We start from the raw sequence: 23789 nt of genomic DNA, 5'->3' as shown, positions 1-23789 counted from the left end.
CAGCGGATGGCCGACGCGGCGATGCCGATGAGTGGCGGCGTGCCGGTCAGCGCGTCACTGGGCGCGTTTCTGGACAACGCCGCAACGGGGAGCACCACCACGCTTCAGCAGACGCCCTGGGGGGCGAATGTCTCGGTACAGGTTCGAGAGCGCTATTTCGCCGCCAGTGGCCGTAGCTGCATTCGCCTGGATGTCGCGAGAAACGTGGCACCAGCGTCCCTGCCCAGCGGCGAGATCGCCTGTCAGGTATCGGGGAAAGGTTGGTACGCGCAGCGCCTGGTGACGGAAATCATTCGCTGAAAAGACGTCAGCGAAGCCGTCGAAATCCGTCGATTCCGATGACGAATCGATAACCCAGCCACGACGAGCGTGAACGTGATCGTTCGCGTTTCGATGGACGAGTGTCATGCGTCGTCCGCCCCCGTGGCCCGAGAAGCGTAGTGGAAGGGAACGAACATGAAGCAGGTAACAGCGATTTTCCGGGCCATGTGTCTGGTGGCGGTAGCGTGCCTCGGCGTGAGCGTTGCGCAGGCCCAGTCGATCGGCGACAGCAGCACGATTCTGCCCAGTGATCAGCAGGCTGCGCCGCTCTCCTCGCAGACGGCAGAGTCTGCCGATGTCGACAGCGCGCCGAGAGCCGATTGGAACACGGGAACCTACGGGCCGGTCGACCCCCGTGGCCAGGCGATGGTCGACCCTGAAAGCCTGCCGCCGTTCGGCAGCAACCTGTTCACCGGCGGCTTTCGGGGTACGGGGGCGGACGGGCTGAACCCCAGTTACCTGATCAAGCCTGGCGATCAGATCACGCTACGCGTCTGGGGCGGGGTCGATTTCGATCGCGTGCTGGTCGTCGATGCTCAGGGCAATATCTTCCTGCCACGCATCGGGCCGCTGCAGGTTCAGGGTATCTCCAACTCGCAGCTCAACGCTCGCGTCCGCGGCGCCATCCAGTCGGTCTATCCCGAGAACGTCAGCGTCTATACCAACCTCCAGGGCGTGCAGCCTGTCGGCGTGTTCGTGACGGGCTACGTCATCAACCCGGGACGCTATTCCGGCACGCCGAGCGACTCCGTGCTCTACTTCCTGGACCAGGCTGGCGGCATCGACCAGGCGCTCGGCAGCTATCGCCAGGTCACGATCAAGCGCGGCAATCAGATCGTCGACGTGGTCGACCTTTATGACTTTCTGATCGACGGCACGATCGCTCGCCCGCAGTTTCGTGACGGCGACACCATCGTGGTCGAAGAGCGCGGCCCCTCCATCAGCGTGGTGGGCGATGTCCAGAAGCCCTACCGCTACGAGCTGGTCGGCGACTCGCTGACGGGGCAGGACGTGATCAACCTGGCGCGACTGAAGTCAGGTGTTTCCCATGCCTTGCTGCGTGGCAGTCGCAGCGATGGACCGATCTCCCGCTATCTGCCGCTGGCCCAATTCCGAAGTGCCCGCGTGCAGCGTGGCGATGAAGTGCTGTTCAGCGCCGATCAGCGTGACGAGACCATCGTCGTGCAGGTCGAGGGCAGCTACTACGGGCCGTCTCGATTCGCGCTGCCGCGTGATGCCCGGTTGGGGGAACTGCTCAACGCGATCGCCGTGCCCAAGAGCATGACCAGCTATCAGGATGTCTCGATCCGGCGGGTCAGCGTCGCCGAGCAGCAGGCGGCGTCGCTCAAGGATAGCCTGCGCCGCCTGGAGACCACCTACCTCGGTTATCCATCGAGAACGGCGAAAGAGGGTGAGATTCAGGTCCGGCAGGCGGAGTTGATCGAACGCTTCGTGCAGAAGGCATCGCAGGTCAAACCCACCGGCCGCCTGGTCGTGGCGCGCGATGGCAGCGTGGCCGACATCCGTCTGCAGGATGGTGACATCGTCACGATTCCCGAGAGCTCCGATTCGATCCTGCTGAGTGGCGAGATCGTGATTCCGCAGGCAATGGTCTTCACGCCAGGGATGAGCGCGAGCGATTACATTCAGCAGGCCGGTGGGTTTACGCCGCGCGCCGACGACGATCAGGTCCTGGTGGTACATCGCAATGGCGCGGTCATTCGTGCCGATCAGACGACGATGCGCTCGGGCGACGAGATCATCGTGCTGCCGGCCGCGCCGACGAGCAACATCGAGCTCGCTTCCGCGATCACGCAGATTCTCTATCAGGTTGCCGTGGCGACCAAGGTCGCTCTGGATCTATGAGCCCTGTCGATCGCTCGATCGGCTCCGACGTCATCAAGGGGTAATTCGTCATGGCAACTCTGGATCTGACCCGCTCCGACGCTCGTGGCCCGGCCCGTGTCTCACGCTCGCCGTGGCGCGTGACCCGCAGCGTCTGGTTCGCGATGTTCATGCGTGAAGCGATTTCGAGAACCATGGCCGACCGCATGGGCTGGTTCTGGATGATCTTCGAACCGCTGGCGATCATCGGGGTGATGGTCTCGGTTCGTGGCCTGTTCATGTCGGGACGCCACATTGCCGGGGCCGACTACGTCGCCTGGATGGTGGTAGGGCTGATGGGGTTCACGCTGTTCCGGGAAAACATGATGCGCTCGGTCGGCGCCGTCGAGGCCAACCGCGGCCTGTTTGCCTACCGGCAGGTCAAGCCCATCGATCCGGTGCTGGTGCGCTGCTTTCTCGAGGGCATGCTCAAGACGCTGATCTTCCTTTTGTTCATCGGCGTCGGCAGCCTGCTGAAATTCGAGCTGATCCCGGACTATCCGCTCGGTGTGGTGTTCGACTGGCTCTCGCTGTGGGCGCTGGGCTGGGGCTTCGGTCTGACGCTTTCCGTCTGCGCCGACCTGGTGCCCGAAATCGCGAAGGTGGTGCGCATTCTGCAACTGCCACTGCTGCTGCTCTCGGGCGTCATCTTCCCGGTGCTCTACGTGCCCCATGAATATCGCGAGTATCTGCTGCTCAATCCGATCGTGCATGGGCTCGAGAGCATTCGCCTGAGCTTCTTCGATGGCTATCACACCATCGGCGGTATCAGCGAGACCTACCTTTGGTTCTGGGCGCTGGGCTCCATTTCACTCGGCCTGCTGTTGCACGCTCGCTTTCGCGACAAGCTGAAAGCGCATTGAGGAGGGCGCTTACATGATCGAAATCCGCAACCTCTACAAGCGCTATCACAACCATCACGGCAGCCAGTGGGTGCTCAAGGATATCAACCTGACGATTCCCTCCGGCGTCAGCGTCGGGCTGCTAGGCCGCAATGGCGCCGGGAAATCGACGCTGCTGCGTCTGATCGGCGGCATGGATTCGCCGGATCGGGGGGCCATCGTCCGTGAAAGCCGCGTCTCTTGGCCAATCGGTCTCGCCGGCGGGTTTCAGGGTTCGATGACCGGCCGCCAGAACGTCAAGTTCGTGGCCAGAATTCATGGCGCCGATGAAGAGATCGACAAGATCGTCGACGAGGTCGAAGCCTTTGCCGAGATCGGCGAGGCGTTCGACGAGCCGGTCAAGACCTACTCCTCGGGGATGCGCTCTCGTCTGGCATTCGGATTGTCGCTGGCGTTCGACTTCGACGTCTATCTCTCCGACGAAGCGACAGCCGTTGGCGACCGGGCATTCAAGGCCAAAGCGAAGGAGGCGTTCAAGGATCGGGTTGGCCGAGCGAGCCTGATCATGGTCTCGCACGGTGAGGGCGTGCTTCGAGAATTCTGCGAGGCGGGCATTGTGCTCGACCGCGGCCAGGCGCGCTGGTACGACCGCATCGACGACGCGATCAATGCCTATCACGAAGCCACCGACAGCCCCAAGACGCCCCCACTCAAGGTGCCGAGTTCCCTGACCGAGGCCAAGCAGACGCTGCGCCAGGCCAATCGTCGCTTCGAGCAGGCCAAGCTCGCTTATCAGATCGCCAGCGACGATCCCGCAAGGAACGACCCCGACGACCGTCTGCGCTGGCAGATGGAAGACGCGCGGGAGCGGATGCACGAGGCCAGGCGCTACGTCCAGGAGTTCCAGTCGGCCAAGGCGCAGAGTGCCTGAAACCGGCGCAGGGGAGCGTCGTTTCGTAGCAACCCCGGCAGCAATCTCGAAGCAAGCGGCACTACCGATAACGGCGCCGCTTCGACAACGAACCGATAACGCATCGATAACGATAGGTCGGCCATGAACAACTCTTCTTCACCTACACGCGCTTCCTTTCTGCGGAAGTACCTGCACTGGATCATCTGCCTGATCGCGATCGTGGCGGTCTCTCTCTACTGGGCGCTGTGGGCCAGCGATCGATACGTCTCTCACGCCAACGTCGTGCTGGAGAGCCCGCAGATCGCGGCGCCGACGCTCGATTTCAGCTCCCTGCTGAGCGGTGGAGGAAGTGCCAATGCTGCCGACATGCTGCTGCTGCGCGATTTTCTGCGCTCGGTGGACATGCTCAAGCTGCTGATCAGCGAAGCTGATTTCCGCAATCATTATGCGAACTCCGGCGCGGACTTCTTCAGTCGGCTTGGCGACGAGAACGCGCCGCTGGAAGAGCTGCACGATTACTACCTGTCACGTGTCTCGGTCGAGCTGGACGACTACGCCGGCGTGCTGCGCGTCGACGTCGAGGCGTTCACCCCGGAGAAGGCGCATCAGATCGCCCAGCTGCTGCTGACCGAGGGCGAGCGCCACATGAACGAGATGGGGCAGCGGCTGGCAGAAGAGCAGGTGAAGTTTCTCGAGCAGCAGGTGGCGCTACTCGAGACCAAGTTCCAGCAGACCCGAAACGCCCTGCTCGATTACCAGAACGCCAATGGCCTGGTGTCACCGACCGGCACGGTCGAGAGCTTGAACTCGGTGGTATCCGGACTGGAAGGCCAACTGGCGATTGCCAAGGCGCGGCGTAGCGCGCTAGGTAGCTACCAGAGCGCGCGTTCCCCGGAAATGGTCCGTATCAACAGCGAGATCACTGCGCTCAACGATCAGATTGCCCAAGAGCGCGAACGTCTGGCACGCCAATCGGGCAATGCGTTGAACAGTATCTCCTCGGAGTACCAGACCCTGATGCTGCAGGCCCAGTTCGCCCAGGACAGTTATTCGGGAGCGCTGGCGGCGCTGGAAAATACGCGCATCGAAGCGGCGCGCAAGCTCAAGCAAGTCTCGGTCCTGCAGACGCCGACGCTGCCGGAGTACCCCGAACAGCCCGAACGGCTCTACAACTGCGTCGTGTTCGCCGTCATCGCGCTGTTCATCACGCTGATTCTCAACATGCTGATATTGATCGTGAAAGACCATCGTGACTGACGTCGTCCATCGATGGACGGCCGATTCCCGGAAAGCGTGGCGGAGCGCCAGTCCTCCGACGACGCGAAGCCAACTCACTGACAACGAAAAGCCTCGAGCGGGAGCACCATCATGAGCAAGACTTTCCTGGTAACGGGCGGTGCCGGTTTCATCGGTTCGGCGGTCGTGCGCGAGCTGATAGAGCAGACGTCGCACCGAGTCGTCAACGTCGACAAGCTGACCTATGCCGGCAATCCTGAATCCCTGGCGCGGGTCGACAGTGACGAGCGCTACGAGTTTCGTCTGGCGGACATCGGCGATGCCGCCGCGATGGCCAGGATCTTTCGCGAGTGCCAGCCGGATGTCGTCATGCACCTGGCCGCCGAAAGCCATGTCGACCGTTCGATCGATGGTCCCGCGGCCTTCATCGAGACCAACGTGGTCGGCACCTACGTGCTGCTCGAAGCCACGCGCACCTACTGGAAATCGCTGATCGATTCCGATCCTCGCAAGGCAGCCGATTTCCGCTTTCACCATATCTCCACGGACGAGGTCTACGGTGATCTTCACGGGGTCGACGATCTTTTCACGGAAACTACGCCCTACGCGCCCAGCTCGCCATACTCGGCCAGCAAGGCAAGCTCCGATCATCTCGTGCGGGCGTGGCATCGCACGTATGGGCTGCCGACGCTGGTGACCAACTGCTCGAACAACTACGGTCCTTACCATTTCCCCGAGAAACTGATTCCGCTGACGATCCTGAGCGCGCTGGCGGGCAAATCCTTGCCGGTCTACGGCGACGGCAAGCAGGTGCGGGACTGGCTTTTCGTGGAGGACCACGCGCGAGCGCTGATTCAGGTGGCGACAGAAGGCGTCGTCGGCGAGACCTACAACATCGGCGGTCACAACGAGAAGCAGAACATTCAGGTCGTCGAGACCATCTGCGACCTGCTCGAAGAGCTGGCGCCGCAGAAGCCGGATGGCATCTCGCAGTACCGCGATCTGATCACGTTCGTTGCCGACCGTCCGGGACACGACCAGCGCTACGCCATCGATGCCAGCAAGATTCAGTGCGAGCTGGGCTGGACCCCGAAAGAGACCTTCGAGAGCGGTATGCGCAAGACCGTGCAGTGGTTTCTCGACAATGACCTCTGGTGGCGTCGGGTGCAGAACGGTAGCTACCAGGGCGAGCGACTGGGAGCGATCGCATGAACATGCTGATTCTGGGCGGCAACGGCCAGGTCGGGTTCGAGCTGCGACGATCGCTCGCACCACTGGGGACGATTGTGGCGCCCAATCGAGATGCACTGGATCTTTTCGACCCGGCGGCGGTTACGGCACTGCTCGATCGGCTCAAGCCGGATGTCGTCGCCAATGCGGCGGCCTGGACGGCGGTAGATGCTGCCGAGAAGGCACGGGGTGAAGCGTACCGACTGAATGCCGAGCTGCCGGCCCAGCTGGCGGATTTCTGCGCTGCCCATCAGGCACGGCTCGTGCATTACTCCTCGGACTACGTCTACCCCGGGAATGGCACGTCGCCGTGGCTGGAAACCAGCGCCACGGGACCGCTCTCCGTCTACGGTGCCAGCAAGCTGGCCGGTGATGAAGCCGTCCTGGCAAGCGACGCCGATGCACTGATCTTCCGCACCAGCTGGGTCTACAGCGCGCGTGGCGCCAACTTCATGAAGACGATGCTGCGCCTGGGCGGGGAGCGGGATTCGCTCAATGTGGTCGGCGACCAGGTGGGCGCGCCGACGCCGGCGCGACTGATCGCCGAGGTGACGCTGATGGCGCTGAAAGAGCGCATGAGCGAGACCGTGGCAGCTGGCCTCTACCATCTTGCGCCCGGGGGCGAGACGAGCTGGCAAGGCTTCGCGCAGGCGATCTTCCGACTGGCCCGAGAGGCCGGCCGTGAACTGAAGATCAGCCCCGAAGCGGTAACGGCGATCCCCACGACGGACTATCCGACGCCGGCAGCGCGGCCGCTGAACTCGCGTCTGTCACTCGAGAAGCTCGAGCGCTCGCTTGATATCACGATGCCCGACTGGGAATCGCAGCTAGCGCTGACGCTCGAGGAGTGGCTCGCGTCATCTTGACGCGTCGATTCTCCTCAGGTGGGCCGTCAACGCTTGGGCTGCTTCCATGGCTTTGGCGGCAACCTTGGCTTTGGCCGCATCAGTGGCTTTGAAAGACAGCGCATGCGAGGGGGCGCGTTCGCTGTCTCGATCACCGACCTCCCAAACTCTCCATCTAGAAGACGGGCGATACCGCCCGCGCAAAGGAGCACGATCATGGCACGTAAGGGCATCATTCTCGCCGGCGGGTCCGGCACTCGACTCCACCCGATCACGCAGGGCATCTCCAAGCAACTGCTGCCAGTCTACGACAAGCCGATGATCTACTACCCGATCTCGACTCTCATGCTGGCGGGGATCCGCGACATCCTGATCATCTCGACACCGGTCGACCTGCCGCAGTATCGCCACCTGCTCGGCAGCGGCGAGCAGTTCGGCGTGCGCTTCGAGTATGCCGAGCAGCCATCGCCGGACGGGTTGGCACAGGCGTTTTTGATCGGTGACAGCTTCATCGGCAGCGATCCGGTCTGCCTGGTGTTGGGCGACAACCTGTTCCACGGACAGCACTTCTCCGAGCAGCTCAAGCGAGCCTCGGAAGCGGAGACGGGCGCGACGGTCTTCGGCTACCTGGTCAAGGACCCCGAGCGCTTCGGCGTCGTCGATTTCGACGAGACCGGGCGAGCGCTGTCGATCGAGGAGAAACCGGTCAAACCGAAGTCTCCCTACGCCGTGACCGGGCTCTACTTCTATGACAACGACGTGGTCGATATCGCCAAGCAGGTGAAGCCCTCGGCGCGAGGGGAACTGGAGATTACCAGCGTCAATAACGCTTATCTGGAGCGGGGAGACCTGCGTGTGGAACGTCTCGGTCGTGGCTTCGCCTGGCTCGATACCGGTACCCACGATAGCCTGCTCGAGGCAGGGCAATATGTGCAGACGATCGAACATCGCCAGGGCCTGAAGGTCGCCTGTCTCGAGGAGATCGCCTGGAACCAGGGCTGGATCGACACGCATCAGCTGGCGGGTCGAGCCCATGCACTCAAGAAGACCGGCTATGGTCAGTATCTGATCAAGCGGCTCGAGGATCTCAAGCGTGGCTCCGTCGCCTGAGACGACAGTGCCGCGTTTCCCATTCGATCGCGCGCAGCTGGCTGTTCAATCGCGCGAAGCGGGCTGTTCAACTGGATAAGGCCCACGAGCGGCCGGGAGAGGACCGATGAACTATGAAAAGCTGGCTATCCCCGACGTCGTACTGATGACGCCGAAAGTCTTTGGAGATGAGCGAGGATTCTTTCTCGAAACGTTTCGCCACAGCGAATTCGCCGAGCACTGCGGCGACCATGCCTTCGTGCAGGATAACCACAGCAAGTCGGGCCAGGGCATTCTGCGCGGGTTGCACTACCAGCTCGAGAAGCCCCAGGGAAAGCTGGTTCGTGTGACGCGTGGCGAGGTCTACGACGTCGCGGTGGATCTGCGTCGCAGCTCTCCCACCTTTGGCCAGTGGGTCGGTGCACTGCTCAACGAAGATAACCGGCAGATGCTCTGGGTACCGCCGGGATTCGCACACGGCTTCTATGTCACCAGTGACGAAGCCGAATTCCAGTATAAATGCAGCGACTATTACAACCCGGGTGACGAGTACAGCCTGCACTGGCAAGACCCGGCACTGGCAATCGATTGGCCGCTGGTGGGGCCGCGTCCCCTCACGTCCGACAAGGACGAGCGCGGCGCATCGCTGGCCGAGACGCCGACCTTCGCCTGAGTTGCCGTCGAGTAACGCTCTAGCCGCTCCCTCGGCACCGCTCTCCTCATCTTGGCTCAAGATCCGCATTCGGCTTTGATGCCGGCATGCCGGATAGCTTGTGTCCTGTCGTTTTTCGGGCTGCCTGCCGGTGGTCCCTCTCTTTATGGAGAATCGCTCATGAAGATCACGGTTTTCGGAACCGGTTATGTTGGCCTGGTGACCGGTACCTGCCTGGCCGATGTCGGCCACGATGTTGTCTGCGTCGATATCGACCAGAGCAAGATCGATCGTCTGACTCAAGGCGAGATCCCGATCTACGAGCCGGGCCTGGAATCGATGGTGCTGCGCAACGTCGAGGCGCAGCGGCTCTCTTTCACTACCGACGCTCGTAAGGCGGTCGAGCACGGGGTGCTGCAATTCATCGCGGTCGGAACACCCCCTGACGAGGATGGCAGTGCTGACCTGCAATACGTGCTGGCGGTTGCGGCGACCATCGGCCAGTACATGAACGATTACAAGGTCGTCATCGACAAGTCGACGGTTCCCGTCGGCACCGCTGACAAGGTCAGTGCGTGCATCGCAGGCGTGCTCGCCGAGCGGGTCGCGGAATTTGACTTCGACGTCTGCTCCAACCCGGAGTTTCTCAAGGAGGGCTCTGCGCTGGAGGACTTCACCCGCGGCGCACGCATTGTTGTCGGCACCGACTCGGATCGCGTCGCCGACCTGATGCGCGAGTGCTACGCCCCTTACAACCGCAACCGTGAAAAATTGATGTTCATGAGCGTGCGAGCGGCGGAACTGACGAAGTATGCCGCCAACGCCATGCTGGCGACCAAGATCAGTTTCATGAACGAGATGGCCAATCTGGCCGAACGGCTCGGCGCCGACATCGAGGATGTTCGCCGTGGCATCGGGTCGGACCCGCGTATCGGCTATCACTTCATCTATCCAGGCTGTGGCTATGGTGGCTCCTGCTTCCCCAAGGACGTCCAGGCGCTGGCCCGCACGGCGAGCAAGGTCGGCTATCAGGCGGAGCTGCTGCAGGCGGTCGAGGCGGTCAACAAGCGTCAGAAATCGACGCTGTTCGACAAGCTCTCCCACGCGCTGGGCGGTGAGCTGGCAGGCAAGACCATCGCGCTGTGGGGGCTTGCGTTCAAGCCCGAGACCGATGACATGCGCGATGCGCCAAGCCGGGCACTGATGGAGCGGCTCTGGGAGGAGGGCGCCGTCGTCCAAGCCTATGATCCGGAGGCGATGAAGGAGTGCCGTCGACTCTACGGCGAGCGGGACGACCTGGTACTGGTCGCGGATCGTGTCCAGGCGGTCAAGAAAGCCGATGCGCTGGTGGTGTGCACGGAGTGGAAAGAGTTCCGCACGCTGGATGCCGGCTGGATCCGAGAGCAGCTATCTCACCCCGTCGTGATCGATGGTCGCAATCTCTTCGACCCGGAAGCGATGGCGAATGCCGGTATCGACTACTACGCGGTCGGCCGTGGCAAGACGATGCCGCTGGCAACGGCTGTCTAGGTGATGCCCGAAGCGTCCTGCGCTTGCTCATCCGGCGATAACAAGCGTCGGGTGCGTCAGCCTGTTTCTCCTTCGCCATGTTGCCTTGTCTGACGTTCGCTCGTCGGCTTTTCGAACAACGCCTGGCAGTGACTCTCGGCCCGAGGGTCGCCGAACGACCTCGAGCCGAGCCTCTGACGGGCAAGGTGCCATGACCGATGTGATGTCGGCTCCAGGCGATGGAATGGTGAGGTGATGTAACCCGGCGTCCGCTGTTTTTCGGTGACTTCGTGAAGGACTGTTAAGTCATTCATCGAGTGGTGGGGAATATCGATGAGTAAATTCATCTTCAATAAGTCGAGGGTCAGGATTAACCTGACTAAAGTCTAGCAGCGTCGTTGAATCAGGTTGTCTCTGCGTTACGCATTATTACTTTTAACGGCGTCACGCTCAAAAGCAATGACTTGTCGATTGGTTTTCGGTTGTTCTGTTTTTCATGGCTTTTTATTTTGAATTAGATGATCTTTTTTCATCCTTTTTCACCAGGGTTTTTAGTTCCTCATTGAAAACCCCGTGACATCTATCTATTCGATATTGCTCTTGGTTGATGAATTCATTCGGTGCCGAAACTTCTGTCAGGTAATGCCGACATTCGGGTTCGGGCCATTGCAGAACATGACCGCGATGTCGCACCGATCGTATCGCCGTATTCGCCAGGCCTAGAGGCAGTTCTGCCCCAGGTATCGAATTCGAATCGAATTAAAAAACTGCTAACCGCGAGGCTTTCGTAGCACGCGGCTAAAACGACGAGGCACCATCATGCAAGCCAAGAGCAGAGCACTACACGAGTTCGGAGCCACTTTCCTGGGACCCGCTCTTCACGTCTATGCGGAGGCGATCGAGTCGAGTGGCGCCGATCATCTTCCGGTGTGTCTGGCACGCGAGGGCTGGTGCTTCCACCGACTGCTCAAACGGCTGCAGCGAGACCACGCGATCGACCTGCCTCGCGATCCTGTCTACCTGCGGGTCTCTCGTACGCTGCTGTTTCGCGCCATGCTGGGATCGGAGACGATCACGCGGATGGCCCTGGGCAACGACTTCAGCGGCAGTGTGCTCGACTTGATGCGCAAGCGCTTTGGCCTTCAGCTCCACGAGATTTTCTCGGCGCTGCCGATCGAGCTCCTGCGTTTCAACTGCGAGCTGCCGAAGGACAAGGACACCGTATTCGAATGGCTGTCGCCACACCTGAAAGCACTGACGACGGTCGTATCACCGACGCGCCGGGCACTGACGGCTTACCTGGAGCGGTCTGGCCTGACGGATCCCCACGTAAGACCTTTGATGCTTGACCTGGGGTACTCCGGCACCATCCAGAAAATACTCACCCACACGTTGAAGCGTGACACGTCAGGGCTCTACTTCATTGCTACCAAGCCCGGCGAGACAGCGGTTGGCGATCACCAAGCGTTGCTCAAGGGCGTCTTCCATGAGGGGGTCGGGTGGCGCTCGGGCTGCACGATGCTGGATCGCTCGCTGCTGTTCGAATGTCTACTGACCGCGCCGCATGGACAAATGGTCGACATGCGTCAGAAGAGCAATGGCGAGTTTGAGTATTTCTACGGACGCGAGGCGGCGACCCAGCGCCATTTCCAGGATTTGAAGACCGTCTTCGATGGCGCCATCGATCACGTCATCATGTGTCGTCGCCACGGGGTGACTTACACCCGTGGTGATGTGCAGGACCTCTACGAAGTGTTTGCCACCAAGCCGAATTGCATTCCACATGATGTCTGGCACCTGTTCAACGTCGATGACGATATCGCCGGCAATGGCATGATCAATCCGATGCAGATGTTCGCCATCTGAACACCAAAGATAAACGAGAGAGCGGGGGGCCTCACATGAAACCAGCTGGAAAAATGATCTCGCTACTACCGTGGCTGTTCCAGACACAGCTCAACGGCCAGTCGCGTCGAAAGCGGCTGGAGACGGACGAATTTCTCGGACTCGATGACAACGTCGTCGTGCCGGAGAAAGAGGGCGCCGAAGCACGTGGGGATGAGGCCGCCGGCGAAGCGCCGACGCTCGAGGAGAAGAGCCTTATCACCATTACCGAGACGGTCATCGTCGATGAGTCGGTCGCTGTCAATGATGAGTCGCTCGCTGTCAATGATGACGCCGTGACCGCTGATGCTCGTCCCGGATTTGGACTGACGATCCCCGAAACGCCACCTCCGGAAGAAGAGGCCGAAGCCGCTGATGAGTCCGGCTCGCGCGCCGAGACGTCAGCGCTGGTAGAGCCAGCCGCTTCACCGAGCCCGGAGTTGGCATCGCCGCTCGAGGAACCGCTGCCGCTCGGGGACACCCAGGGCGATGGTGGTGCCCACGCCGCCATGATGAGTCAGGCATTCATGGATGCGGTGAGTTCTGGGCTGTTTGATCCCACCTGGTATCAGGCGACCTACGGCTTGCGCTTCGCGACGCAGCGCGAGGCATTCGACGATTACATCAGGAAGTCGCAATTCGCCCCGGTGAATCCGTCTCCCGGTTTCGATAGCGAAACCTATCATCGCATGTACATCGATGTCTTCCATGCCCAGCAGAGTCCGCTGCAGCACTATCTGCTGCACGGCCGGAGCGAAGGCCGTCAGCACGTGCCGGCGACGGTGCGCTGGTTCCCGCGCGAGATCGTCGCCCCCGGCTCGACCTTGAGCGAGGCGGCCGGCGAGCTCAAGGTGGCGCTTTGTCTGCACGTCTTCTACCCCGACTTCCTCGATCGCTTCGCCCAGGCGATCGCACGCTTCCCGGTCAAGGTCGACGTTCTCCTGACGCTCGCCAGCGCGGACTTCGAAGCGCATGCTCAGGCTGCCTTTGGCGATCATGCCAAGGTCAACAAGCTCGAAACGCGCGTCGTTCCCAATCGTGGACGCAATTTCGGTCCGGTGCTGGTCGAGTACGGTGACGCACTGCAAGAGTACGATCTTTTCTGCCACCTCCATTCGAAGAAATCCCTCTACTCGGGCAAGGAGCAGACCCAGTGGGCGGAGTATCTGATCGAATACCTGCTGCGCGATCCGTCGGTCATCACGCGGCTGCTGAACGCCTTCGCGGCCGACGATACGCTGGGCCTCTACTACCCGACCACGTTCTGGATGATGCCTTCCTGGGTCAATCACCAGACCATGAACAAGGGCTTCATGCGCGAGTGGCAGCAGAAACTGGGGCTCGGCCATATCCCGGAATTCCTGAGCTACCCGGCCGGCGGCATGTTCTGGTCTCGCCCCGGGGCGATGAAGGGCGTTCTCGATCAGTCATGGACCTACGAAGACTTCCCGGAAGAACCCCTGCCGAACGACAACTCGATGCTTCATGCCCTGGAACGGGTGCTTGGGCCACTGGCCGAAAATCTCGGCTACCGCCAGCTGTTCTTCTACCCGCCGACCGGGCAGTTCACCACGGACAACGGCTACATCACCGCGAGCTATCACGGCCGTCTCGAGCAGCATCAGGCGAGTATTCAGGCGCATGCCTGCATCAGCTTCGATGTCTTCGATACCTTGGTCCGCCGCGAATACACGATTCCGGACTACGCCAAGCTGAAACTTGGCAAGCGACTGGCCGAGCAAGGGCTGGTCAGCTCGGCCCAGGCTTTCGTGAAACTGCGGAACGACGCGGAATCGACACTGAGAAAGCGCGCCAATTTCCAGGGCGACGTGCGCATCGAAGCCGTGTATGACGAGATCGCCGATCTTCTGGATGTCTCTCGGCAGGAAGGCCAGTTATGGATGGATCAGGAGTACGAGCTGGATCTCGAGATGATCCGACCCAAGGACGAAATGGTCGAGCTGTTCAACCATCTGTCGGCTCAGGGACACATTCTCTGGGTGATCTCTGACAGCTACTACAACCGAGAGCAGGTCGGGTTGATGTTGCGCAAGGCCGGGGTGGCCGCTGCTTATCGCCTGATGGTGTCCAGCGAGGAGCAGGCGCGCAAGGACAACGGCACGATGTGGCACAAGGTGAAACAGGACCTGGCCAACGAGGGCATCACCCGTCATCTGCATATCGGTGACAACGTGGTGGCGGACGCGCAGATGCCTGGGGATCTCGGGCTGACCACGTTCCATATCCTGCATCCGATGGATAAATGGCAGGCCCTGGGTTTCCCGAGCGTCTTGCATGGCGCCGATGCGCTCGACGAGATGCAGATCTTGAAATGGGGCCGCCTGATCAGCGAAGTCGGCCGTAATCCGTTCATCGGCGAGTAACCGATCAAGTGCCGGCGTACTCCCGTGTCGACCCCATCGCCAGAGCCGCTCGCTTCACGGCGCTGACGATGGTGCGTGGCGAAAGCGATATTGTCTGGTCGTCGCTTCTGCATCATGCGCGACTCGGTTTTCAACGCTTGATCGTGATCAGCTACCTGGAGCACGAGTTCCTGCGTCGCTGCATCGACCGGCTGCGCGGCGCATTTCCAGAGGTCGAAATCGACCTGGTGGAGCTCGAGAGTCGCGGTCATTTCGGGCGGCGCAAGGCGTTCTATGTCAACCGGGCGCTTTCGCTGTTTCTCGACGGTGACGAGGACAATTTCGTCTATTGCTTCGATGCCGATGAATTTCTGTCGCTCGGGCGTTACCCGACGATTGGTGAATTTCACGCGGCGTTTCTGAGCACGCTGCCCATGGGCACGAAATGGGGCGCGGCGACGGAGTGCTTTGCACTGCCCTGGCTCAACCTGATTCCAAAGCGGGCGAGCAGCGTCGATCGCTATCGGCAACAGGATTTGAGCGCGCAGTTTCTGGCCGGTGACTATCTGTGTGTCGACAGCCGCGAGAACAGCCGACACAAGGTGCTGTTTCGCAAACGCCCGGCGACCCGCGTGCACATGGCCTATCACCAGGCATTCCGCGGCGAGAAGGATGTGCCGGTCGAGCCTGACCCGCTGGCCGCGGGTTTCGTCGAGCAGAGCGGAGCTTGCGTCTATCACGTGCCGCTGCGCAACCCCGACCAGTTTCGTGAGCGGCTGACCGGACCGATGCGACGGGCGCTGACGCGAGCGGCGGCAAAGGGCTCGCCCCACGACACGCCAGAAGCCGCCAATGACGAGCCGATGGGGGAAACGATGGGGGAGCCGGTAATCGCTCATGATTTCGCCGAAGCGCTATTTGCGGCCTGCACATCAAGCCAGCCGCAGTTCAAAAGTCTTGCCGAAGCGGCCGACGTCTTCGGTGAAGCCATTACCGATCGAAAGATTCGGGCCATTACTCGGTTCATTTACCGTGATCGAGTGGATGTTGGCCCGGTGCTGGGCTCGACCGCGTCGAGTTCTCGTTGCCTGGGAATGAAAGCTGATGAAAGCACGCCATAGTCGTGGACCGCGTTATCGCCATGCCATCGTTGCCATCGTCAAGAACGAGTGGCAATACCTTGCCGAGTGGATTGCCTATCACCGGCTGATCGGTTTCGAGCACTTCTACATCGCCGATAACGGCAGCGACGACGGGACAGAGCTTCTTCTCTCCAAATGGCAGTCTCAGGGGCTGGTCACCACCGAAAGGTGGACGCCCGAAGACCGCGCGCAGACGCTGTGGTACCAGCACGTGCTGGAGACCTGGGGTACAGAGGTTCGCTACTTGACGTTCATCGACGTCGACGAATTCATCGTGCATCCCTACTGCGATCGTCCGCTGGAATGGCTCGAACCGCTGCTGGCGCCGGATGACGTCGGTGCTGTGGCGATCAACTGGCGCATCTTCGGCTCCGCCGGCATGCAGTTCCGCCAGCCGGGAGGCGTCCTCGCTCGCTTCTCGCTCGCCAGTCGCTGCGATAGAGCGGTGAATCGTCACGTCAAGTCGATCGTCAAACCGGCACATGTCGAGTCGATGACCGCCCACACCGCGAAGCTCAAGCCGGGATATCGCTATCTCACGGGCAAGGGCGAGGCTGCCGAGTTTCTCGGCGCCAAGGCCGATGCCGGCCGCACCGAGGCGGTCATCGATACGCCGATCAAGGTCTATCACTACAACATCAAGTCGTTCGAGGAGTTCGTCGATACCAAGATGCCGCGAGGACGCGCCAACATGGCGTCCAATAACCTGACGTCCGACAACAGGCGGGATCTGGACTACTTCCACAACCACGACATGAACGAGGAGCGGGTGAGTCTCTCACCCGCGTTGCTCAAGCGCGTGGCGCAGGATGCTCACGATCTCGCTCCCGAGAGCGATGCGCACCCGAGGCCGCCTCGGTTCTTCGTGCACATTCCGAAGACGGCCGGGACGAGCTTTCGTCTGGGCGCCAAGGAGGCGCTGGGCGACGGGAAGGTCTGGCACGATTACGGCGAAACGCAGCGCGAGACCGCGCCGGACGTGACCCATTGGGCTTACCAGCGCCGCGACATGTGGCGTCTTTGGCAGATCATGGAGGCGCGCGGCGTCCAGATGCTCGGCGGGCACGTGAAGCTCGAAAAATACGCCCATCTGGCCGGGCTGCGAAACTGCTTTGCGTTCGTGCGCGAGCCGCTTCAACGCCTGGCGTCGGAGTATCACCACTTCGTTCGCCACCACGGTTTCGAGGACAGCTTTTCCGCATTTTATCAGCGTCGCGACATGATCAATCGCCAGAGCAGTTTTCTGGAAGCGACGCGACTGGAGGCGCTTGGCCTGATCGGACTGACCGAGCGCTACGCGGAATCACTCGAGCTGCTCAACGCGCTCTATGGGTGGGACATCGAGAACATGGCCGAGAACCTCGGTCACGCCAGCGTCGATCATATCTATGACATCGAGCCGGAGGATGAGCAGGCGATTCGTCGGCTCAACGGTCAGGACTTCGAGCTGTATGCACGTGCCGAGGAGATATTCTCGCGGCGTGTCGCGCTTCGGGCATCGGGACAGCCGTTCGCGCACGGCGCGATTCAGCAGTGCCAGGCTGACCGCGTGGTGGGCTGGGCATGGTGGTCGGAGGATGACAGTCCTGTCGAGCTGGAGGTTAGGGTCAACGACCAGCGAGTCGGGCGATGTCTGGCGAACGCGCTGCGTCCCGGGTTTTTGCGCTGGGGGGCTCCCCGCGGTGCTTATGTCGGATTTCATCTGCCGCTGAAGGCCAAGCCGGGTGACAAAGTGGACGTGCGCACGATCATGACGCAGCAATCGCTCGGCAGCCTGCAGATCGAGTGTGTCGAGCAACCGCAGACATCGCTGGAGCCATGAGGTGAAGGCCATGACACGATTATTGCCACCCTTTCGCGCGCCAAGATACCAGACTGATGCCTGGTATCGGTGGCTTGCGCTGATCGGCACGATGCGGCTGGTCTGCCAGCCGCGGCTCAAGGCCATTCATCAGCTGGAACGCGTCTCCACCGGTCTCGAGAGGGACGGTGTTGTTGGCGATGATGACAGTGGCCAGGGCTACGAATGGCGATCACTCGATAACGACCCGCAATTCGCCTGTCGTGGTCAGCTGCCGCTGCCGGGCTGGAACATGCTCGAGGTATCAATCCGACATGATCAGCCAAGCGCATCGATTCGCCTGTACGTCGATACCGGCGCCGGATTCAATGAAGCCGAGAGTCACTATCTCACTCTGCGGCCGGGTCGTATCTCCAAAAGACTCTGCTTCATCAAACCGGGCACTCGGGCGCTGCGGCTCGACCCGTTGGAGACCGCGGGGCAGTTCAAGGTCGACCGTTTTCGCCTGATCTGGCTGACACCGGGTTTCGCCCATGACCGCCTGGCACAGCGGCTCGCCAATCTTCACCAGGATTGGCTCGAAACGCCCAAGCATCGGGTGATCGAGAGACTCAAACAGCAGGCTTGCGAGGACGGGCTCGCCTGGCGCGAGCTGGCGCTGCATCAGTACGAAGAGACGTTTGTACGCCACTGCGCACGCCAGAGCTACCGCGAATGGCTGACGCAGCAGCCGGTGCTGTCTCCGGAAGACCTGCAGACGCGTATGGCCGCGTTCACCTATCGGCCGCTCGTCTCGATCGTCCTGCCTGTCCACGACCCGAAGCCGGCTGATCTCGAGCGCTGCCTGGACTCGGTGAGAGGGCAGGCCTATCCGAACTGGCAGCTCTGCATCGCCGACGATGCCTCCAGAAATCCCCGAATTCACGCGTTGCTGAAGCAGGCGGCAGCGCTGGACTCACGGATCGAGATCGAGTTTCGCCCCCGCAACGGTCATATCTGTGCGGCCAGCAACAGCGCGCTGGCGCTGGCGAAAGGCGAGTTCGTGGCACTGCTCGATCATGACGATCAGCTGCGGCCGACAGCGCTCTATCATGTGGTCGAAGCTCTTCAGCTCACGCCGAATGCGGTCTTGCTCTACAGCGACGAAGACAAGGTGGATGCTTCTGGCAACCGCTACGAGCCGCATTTCAAGCCCGCCTGGAATCCGGATCTGTTGCTGGGGCAGAACTACGTTTCTCACCTTGGCGTCTATCGACGTGAACGGATCACGGCGGTGGGCGGCTTTCGCCAAGGATACGAGGGGAGCCAGGATCACGACCTGGCGCTGCGCGTGACCGCCGATGCTCGTGCCGAACAGATCGTGAGAATTCCTCAGGTGCTCTACCACTGGCATGCGGGGCGAGATTCGACGGCCAGCGCAGCGCTGGCCAAGCGCTACACGGCCGAGGCAGGGCTGAAAGCCGTAGGCGATCACCTGGCGCGGACGGCGCCCGGTGCCCGCATCGAGCACGGCAGGTTTCCCAATACCTATCGTGTTCGCTGGCCACTGCCGGACCCCGCACCGCTGGTCAGTCTGCTGATTCCGACGCGTGATCAGATCGCCATGTTGCGGCCTTGCCTCGAAGCGATTCTGGACAAGACCCGCTATCCGCGACTCGAGGTGTTGATCCTCGACAACGGCTCGACGTGCCCGGAGACGCTGGCGTTTCTCTCGGATATTCAGCGCGATGCGCGGGTTCGGGTCCTGCGGTGGCCGCATCCGTTCAATTACTCGGCGATCAACAATTTCGGCGCCCGCCAGGCGAATGGCGAGGTGATCGGGTTGCTCAACAACGACGTCGAGCCACTTCACGGCGATTGGCTGGAGGAGATGGTCGCTCAAGCCATGCGACCCGACATCGGGTGTGTCGGCGCGAAGCTCTATTACCCCAACGGCACGATTCAGCATGCGGGCGTAGTGCTGGGTGTCGGCGGTGTCGCCGGCCACGCGCACAAGTACTTCTCGCGCCACGAACCCGGTTATTTCACTCGGCTTCACGTCGTGCAGAACTACTCGGCGGTGACCGCTGCCTGCCTGGTGGTTCGCCGTGAAACGTTCGATGCGGTGGGGGGGCTGGACGAGGAGAACCTCGCGGTCGCCTTCAACGACGTCGATTTCTGCCTGAAGGTCGACGAACTCGGGCTGCGCAATCTGTGGACGCCATTCGCCGAGCTCGTTCACCACGAGTCGGTCTCTCGCGGTGCCGACGACACCAGCGTCAAGCGTGCACGCGCCGCCAGTGAAGCGGAGTACATGCGCAGGCGCTGGCGTCATCGGCTGTTCGATGACCCGGCCTATCACCCGAATCTGACGCTGATCCATGAAGATTTTTCGCTGCGCTGAAGGCGCTGCGACAACCGCTATCGAAGCCTTGAAGGGGGACAGATCATGAGCTATCCGCGCTGGGTGGTGTTGAGTGATGGAACCTGCCCGACCGAAGACATTTATTTTCTGAAGTCGGTGGCACCCTGGCTGCAGTCTCGGGGTATCGAGGTCAAGCGCATCGATACCAGTTACTGGCGGTTGCCGGTGATGTGCATGCCGTGGCTGGTCGGTGAACTGCGCAACGCGCATATCCTGGTGTGTCGCTCGCTCAACGGGGCCTGGATCTCCTGGCTCGAGGCCAATCGGGCTCGAGTCGCCTCGATCCGCTACCTGATCGACGATGACATCGCCGCTGCGGCGCTGGACGTGGAGCTACCGGAGACCTATCGGCGGCGCATGGCGCATGTTTCCGATCATCTGCAGCCTCGCCTGCTGGCCCTGGCCGATGAAGTGATCGCCAGCTGTGAGCCGTTGGCGCGACACTTTGCCAGGCGCCACGAATCGGTGTCTCTGCTCATGCCGCCGCTGATCGCGCCGACGCCGAGTTACGAGCACTTCCGTGCGAGCGCCTCCTGCGTCGGCTTTCACGGCTCGCGAGCGCATCTTGCCGATCTCGAGAACATTACGCCGGCGCTGCTCGACCTGCATCGGCGCAATACCACATTGACCTTCGAGATCATGCTGGGTGGATACTCGCCAGCGTCGCTGCGTGGCCTCGAGCGCGTCAGGACACCGAAACCGATGGGGTGGCGTGCCTTTCAGCGCTATCGCAATCGCCAGCGTCTGCATATCAGCGTCGCACCCATGCGCGATACGCCATTCAACGCGGGCAAGAGCCACATCAAGTTTCTCGATCATGCCGCCATGGGCAGCGTGGGTCTATACAGCGCGCGTTCCCCCTACCGTGAGATCGTCTCTCATGGTGAAGATGGTCTGCTGGTGGAGGACACACCGGACGCCTGGCGCAGCGCGGTGCAGACGCTCGTGGATGATCCCGGGCTTGCCCGGCTGATGGCTCAGAACGCGGCGCGCAAGGCAATGGAGATCGGTAACCCCGAGAAAGCGAGGGCGTTCTGGTGGGTCAGGCGCTGATCACGACATCACGCCGATGGTGCCATCGCGACCGATTTCAAAGAATTCACCAATAACGACGGGAAAGCTGCGCATGAACATTGAATTTACCGCCATCACGATGGTGCGAGGCGAGGAGGATGTCGTCTATGCCTCTCTTCTTCACCATCTTCGTATCGGGTTCGACCGACTGATCGTGATCAGCCATATCGAGCACGAGTTTCTGCGTGAGTGCGTGGCCAACCTTCGCGATCGATTCCCCGAGAAGGAGATTGCCTTCGTCGAGATAGAAGACGAGCAGGGCTTCTCGCGGCGCAAGGCGGATTACATCAACGGCGCGCTGGAGCTCTATCTGAAGAAAGATTGCTACAACGTCGTCTTCGGCTTCGACGCCGACGAGTTCCTGACCTTCCGCAAGGGCGCTTCGATCAAGGCTTTCTACACCGCGTTCGCACAGCGTTTTCCCGGTGAAGACAATCTCAAGCGTTTCTACTTCCGCCTGCCGTGGATCAACGTGATCTGCCAGCAGAAGATCGCTTACCAGCGTGATCTCCAGGGCAAGTTGCTCGAGGCGGAATACTGGTCGCTGGGCGAGCAGGCTTCCGACACCAAGGCGCTGTTCGTTCACCGCCAGAGTCATCGACTACATATGGGATTTCACTGGCTGATGTCGAAAAAGGACGACGCCCCGCTGGAGCCGGAGGCGGAGATCATGAACTTTGCGCGGGAGTGGGAAGCCTGTATCTATCATCTGCCGCTGCGCAGCGTGGAACAGTTTTTCGAACGGATCGGCAACTACGTTTCCAGCGCAGCGAAGCAGGAGAAGCACAACCGGCTGAGCCAGTTCTTCATCGACAATCCGCATATCAATCGCCAGCACTTCTTCGAGATGTGCGTGGCTCCGGAGCCCAGCTACAGCGACTATGAGGAGCTGCGCCGCCAGATGGGGCCGGGTATCGAGGAGATGGTGCTGATGGCTTTCACCAAGTTGATGGTCAAGCCGCGGATGGACATCGGCAAGGCGCTGGCGACTGCCGACGAGTAAGAACCACCCATCATTGCCAATCAAGAGGCCGGGCTATTTGCCCGGCCTCTTGCGTTTCGGCAGCGCTGACCGGGTTGGGTCTTGTCGCCTTGGTGTGTGGAGTCGACGCATCGTTGCCGCTCGACATCCCCGCTAGGCAGGAAGGAGGGAGGCAATAGCGAAGCGTAAGACGACGATCAGGAGGCGACCAGCAGCCGCGAGTCGCAGAGTAGTTGCTCCAGGGGCGAGACGCTGGCCGTGAGATGATGTGCCGCGTTGATGACGGCCAGATCGCGACCTTCGCGGACGTGGAAATCGCCGTTGATCTGTGTGGCGTGCATGACAACGGAAGAGAATCGGCGAAACAGCTGTGCATCCGGCGCCATCGGATGCATCCAGAAGTCGTCCATGGCGATGGCCGTTGCCAGTCCCGGCATTCGATAGGGTGTGTTGCCCAACGCCAGCGTCGGGCATTCGCGTGCCAGGGCCAGCGTACCGTCGCTGCCGCCGACGGTCACCAGCCCCGAAGCATGGTCGATCAGCTTAGGCAATGACGCGGCATGGAGGTGGGTCACTCGCGTTGCCAGCCCATGCTGAAGCACCAGCGCCTCGATCTGGCGTCGACGTGAGCGAGAGCCGATCTCGCCATCCAATATCGCCAGCCGGCTGCGCCCTGGCGCAAACTGCGCAAACGAGGCCAACGCTGCCGTCAGCAGCTGCGTGGCGTCGGTGAACGGCGAATGACGCGTCAGTCTCGGGTCCTGACTCGCAGGAAGGGAGAGCAGATAAAAGGGCTTTCGTGCCTGCAGGAAGGTTTCACAGCGATGCCACAATCGTCGGCTCTGCCGCGGAAAATCGCGGTTTGCACTCGATGCCGGTCGGCGCGACGCCTGGGTGGTGATCGAAACCGGGCTCATGCGACTCGCGTAGACGGCGTTGGCCCGGTCGACCGCGCGGTAGGCCTGGCGAAAGAGGAGCGGATCCACGAGGTTGACCATTCCATCCATGACTCGGGCAGGGAGTCGCGACCGGGGGCGACCGGCATCGAAAGGCCGTCCCGGCAGCGAATGCGCGATCGTGGCGCCTGTCTCGTAATACCAACCGGGGTCTCTCGGCAGCAGTGAATAACCGTCGACACCCTCCCGCTCGAGCGTCAGCCAGTAAGGCTGAAAATATCCCGGCGCGAAGACGTGATTACGGATTCCCCGGCGACGCGCCGTGCGAAGCACTCCTTGATGCAGTGGGGAGCAGTCGCCGAACGCAACCTGATCGGTGATCTCGTAGCGCTGCCAAAGCTCGGCAATGAAGTCGCCGAGCAGCGGCCACGGCTCGTGGAAGGCGTGGCTGCCGCCCAGCCGCCAGTAATGATGATCGGCCACGCTGAACTGCACCTTGACCACACGGTGACCGTCGTCGATCAGGCGCTGGCCGAGTTGCTGGAAAAAGAACGAGCGCGGCCCCTGCAGAAAGAGATAGGCGCGTCTGGCGGGAAACATGATGTTCGACCCCTCTTGGCGATAGGATCTTCATCGCATGTCGTTGTCGACAGGGCTGCCGTTCCCGACGCCGACTCATGGCGCCGCGAGCGGGGATGATCCTTGCCTCGACTCTAACGTGG

18 protein-coding genes are annotated in these 23789 nt (G+C 61.4%); 17 read left to right on the top strand and 1 reads right to left on the bottom strand.

From position 1 onward, the window contains the following. The 17 genes from IE125_RS03315 to IE125_RS03235 form a co-directional block, all read left to right on the top strand. Positions 1 to 300: RT0821/Lpp0805 family surface protein (locus IE125_RS03315; RefSeq protein WP_189443137.1), on the top strand; the 300-nt coding region annotated here is incomplete at its 5' end. A 156-nt stretch (positions 301 to 456) separates the two neighbouring features. Beyond that, a complete protein-coding gene (locus IE125_RS03310) occupies positions 457 to 2187 on the top strand; it encodes a polysaccharide biosynthesis/export family protein (protein ID WP_189443136.1) in 1731 nt (576 codons plus the stop codon). 50 nt (positions 2188 to 2237) lie between these two features. Continuing rightward, positions 2238 to 3068 (top strand): ABC transporter permease, encoded by an 831-nt coding sequence (locus IE125_RS03305; RefSeq protein WP_189443135.1) that lies wholly within the window; start codon positions 2238 to 2240, stop codon positions 3066 to 3068. 13 nt (positions 3069 to 3081) lie between these two features. Further along, complete coding sequence (locus IE125_RS03300) at positions 3082 to 3978, top strand: ABC transporter ATP-binding protein (protein WP_189443134.1); 897 nt, start codon at positions 3082 to 3084, stop codon at positions 3976 to 3978. Positions 3979 to 4101: 123 nt separating this feature from the next. Next, the gene (locus tag IE125_RS03295) at positions 4102 to 5217 is read left to right on the top strand and encodes a KpsE/RkpR family capsule polysaccharide export protein (protein WP_189443133.1); all 1116 of its coding nucleotides are present in this window, start codon (positions 4102 to 4104) and stop codon (positions 5215 to 5217) included. Between the two features lie 111 nt (positions 5218 to 5328). Next, positions 5329 to 6408, top strand: a complete 1080-nt coding sequence (gene rfbB, locus IE125_RS03290) for a dTDP-glucose 4,6-dehydratase (RefSeq protein WP_189443132.1) — start codon at positions 5329 to 5331, stop codon at positions 6406 to 6408. Further along, positions 6405 to 7292 carry a dTDP-4-dehydrorhamnose reductase gene (gene rfbD, locus IE125_RS03285; RefSeq protein ID WP_189443131.1) on the top strand — a complete coding sequence of 296 codons (888 nt, stop codon included), beginning with the start codon at positions 6405 to 6407 and terminating at the stop codon, positions 7290 to 7292. Before rfbB ends, rfbD begins: the two co-directional genes overlap by 4 nt. Positions 7293 to 7487: 195 nt before the next feature. Then, positions 7488 to 8381: a glucose-1-phosphate thymidylyltransferase RfbA gene (gene rfbA, locus IE125_RS03280; RefSeq protein WP_189443130.1), complete on the top strand. Its 894-nt coding sequence runs from the start codon at positions 7488 to 7490 to the stop codon at positions 8379 to 8381. Positions 8382 to 8487: 106 nt separating this feature from the next. Next, on the top strand, positions 8488 to 9033 hold the full coding sequence (gene rfbC, locus IE125_RS03275) for a dTDP-4-dehydrorhamnose 3,5-epimerase (RefSeq protein ID WP_189443129.1): 546 nt from the start codon (positions 8488 to 8490) through the stop codon (positions 9031 to 9033). A gap of 159 nt (positions 9034 to 9192) precedes the next feature. After that, on the top strand, positions 9193 to 10542 hold the full coding sequence (locus IE125_RS03270) for a UDP-glucose dehydrogenase family protein (protein WP_189443128.1): 1350 nt from the start codon (positions 9193 to 9195) through the stop codon (positions 10540 to 10542). 798 nt (positions 10543 to 11340) lie between these two features. After that, complete coding sequence (locus IE125_RS03265) at positions 11341 to 12387, top strand: HAD family hydrolase (protein WP_189443127.1); 1047 nt, start codon at positions 11341 to 11343, stop codon at positions 12385 to 12387. A gap of 35 nt (positions 12388 to 12422) precedes the next feature. Then, positions 12423 to 14789 (top strand): rhamnan synthesis F family protein, encoded by a 2367-nt coding sequence (locus IE125_RS03260; protein WP_229808888.1) that lies wholly within the window; start codon positions 12423 to 12425, stop codon positions 14787 to 14789. Positions 14790 to 14797: 8 nt separating this feature from the next. Beyond that, positions 14798 to 15889: a glycosyltransferase family protein gene (locus tag IE125_RS03255; RefSeq protein ID WP_189443126.1), complete on the top strand. Its 1092-nt coding sequence runs from the start codon at positions 14798 to 14800 to the stop codon at positions 15887 to 15889. Beyond that, complete coding sequence (locus IE125_RS03250) at positions 15873 to 17732, top strand: glycosyltransferase family 2 protein (protein WP_189443125.1); 1860 nt, start codon at positions 15873 to 15875, stop codon at positions 17730 to 17732. The genes IE125_RS03255 and IE125_RS03250 overlap by 17 nt, the downstream gene beginning before the upstream one ends. 10 nt (positions 17733 to 17742) lie before the next feature. After that, on the top strand, positions 17743 to 20094 hold the full coding sequence (locus tag IE125_RS03245; RefSeq protein ID WP_189443124.1) for a glycosyltransferase family 2 protein: 2352 nt from the start codon (positions 17743 to 17745) through the stop codon (positions 20092 to 20094). Positions 20095 to 20139: 45 nt separating this feature from the next. Continuing rightward, a complete protein-coding gene (locus IE125_RS03240; RefSeq protein ID WP_229808887.1) occupies positions 20140 to 21168 on the top strand; it encodes a glycosyltransferase family protein in 1029 nt (342 codons plus the stop codon). 73 nt (positions 21169 to 21241) lie between these two features. Further along, positions 21242 to 22192 (top strand): glycosyltransferase family 2 protein, encoded by a 951-nt coding sequence (locus IE125_RS03235; protein WP_189443123.1) that lies wholly within the window; start codon positions 21242 to 21244, stop codon positions 22190 to 22192. A 176-nt stretch (positions 22193 to 22368) separates the two neighbouring features. Here the strand turns inward: IE125_RS03235 and IE125_RS03230 are convergent, their stop codons facing one another. Then, a complete protein-coding gene (locus IE125_RS03230) occupies positions 22369 to 23667 on the bottom strand; it encodes a capsular polysaccharide export protein, LipB/KpsS family (RefSeq protein ID WP_189443122.1) in 1299 nt (432 codons plus the stop codon). Positions 23668 to 23789: the final 122 nt, after the last annotated feature.

Origin of the sequence: Salinicola rhizosphaerae (genome assembly GCF_014652715.1) — a bacterium.
Classification (GTDB): domain Bacteria; phylum Pseudomonadota; class Gammaproteobacteria; order Pseudomonadales; family Halomonadaceae; genus Salinicola; species Salinicola rhizosphaerae.
Note: the sequence above shows the minus strand (reverse complement) of the source record. Positions and strands in the feature narration are given on the sequence as shown.

Bases quoted from the DNA above. Each gene is read 5' to 3' on its own strand.
- IE125_RS03310 (WP_189443136.1), top strand. From the start codon at position 457: ATGAAGCAGGTAACAGCGATTTTCCGGGCCATGTGTCTGGTGGCGGTA.
- IE125_RS03270 (WP_189443128.1), top strand. From the start codon at position 9,193: ATGAAGATCACGGTTTTCGGAACCGGTTATGTTGGCCTGGTGACCGGT.
- IE125_RS03250 (WP_189443125.1), top strand. From the start codon at position 15,873: ATGAAAGCACGCCATAGTCGTGGACCGCGTTATCGCCATGCCATCGTT.
- IE125_RS03260 (WP_229808888.1), top strand. From the start codon at position 12,423: ATGAAACCAGCTGGAAAAATGATCTCGCTACTACCGTGGCTGTTCCAG.
- rfbB (WP_189443132.1), top strand. From the start codon at position 5,329: ATGAGCAAGACTTTCCTGGTAACGGGCGGTGCCGGTTTCATCGGTTCG.
- IE125_RS03230 (WP_189443122.1), bottom strand. From the start codon at position 23,667: ATGTTTCCCGCCAGACGCGCCTATCTCTTTCTGCAGGGGCCGCGCTCG.
- rfbD (WP_189443131.1), top strand. From the start codon at position 6,405: ATGAACATGCTGATTCTGGGCGGCAACGGCCAGGTCGGGTTCGAGCTG.
- IE125_RS03265 (WP_189443127.1), top strand. From the start codon at position 11,341: ATGCAAGCCAAGAGCAGAGCACTACACGAGTTCGGAGCCACTTTCCTG.
- IE125_RS03240 (WP_229808887.1), top strand. From the start codon at position 20,140: ATGAGCTATCCGCGCTGGGTGGTGTTGAGTGATGGAACCTGCCCGACC.
- rfbC (WP_189443129.1), top strand. From the start codon at position 8,488: ATGAACTATGAAAAGCTGGCTATCCCCGACGTCGTACTGATGACGCCG.
- IE125_RS03295 (WP_189443133.1), top strand. From the start codon at position 4,102: ATGAACAACTCTTCTTCACCTACACGCGCTTCCTTTCTGCGGAAGTAC.
- rfbA (WP_189443130.1), top strand. From the start codon at position 7,488: ATGGCACGTAAGGGCATCATTCTCGCCGGCGGGTCCGGCACTCGACTC.
- IE125_RS03305 (WP_189443135.1), top strand. From the start codon at position 2,238: ATGGCAACTCTGGATCTGACCCGCTCCGACGCTCGTGGCCCGGCCCGT.
- IE125_RS03235 (WP_189443123.1), top strand. From the start codon at position 21,242: ATGAACATTGAATTTACCGCCATCACGATGGTGCGAGGCGAGGAGGAT.
- IE125_RS03300 (WP_189443134.1), top strand. From the start codon at position 3,082: ATGATCGAAATCCGCAACCTCTACAAGCGCTATCACAACCATCACGGC.
- IE125_RS03245 (WP_189443124.1), top strand. From the start codon at position 17,743: ATGACACGATTATTGCCACCCTTTCGCGCGCCAAGATACCAGACTGAT.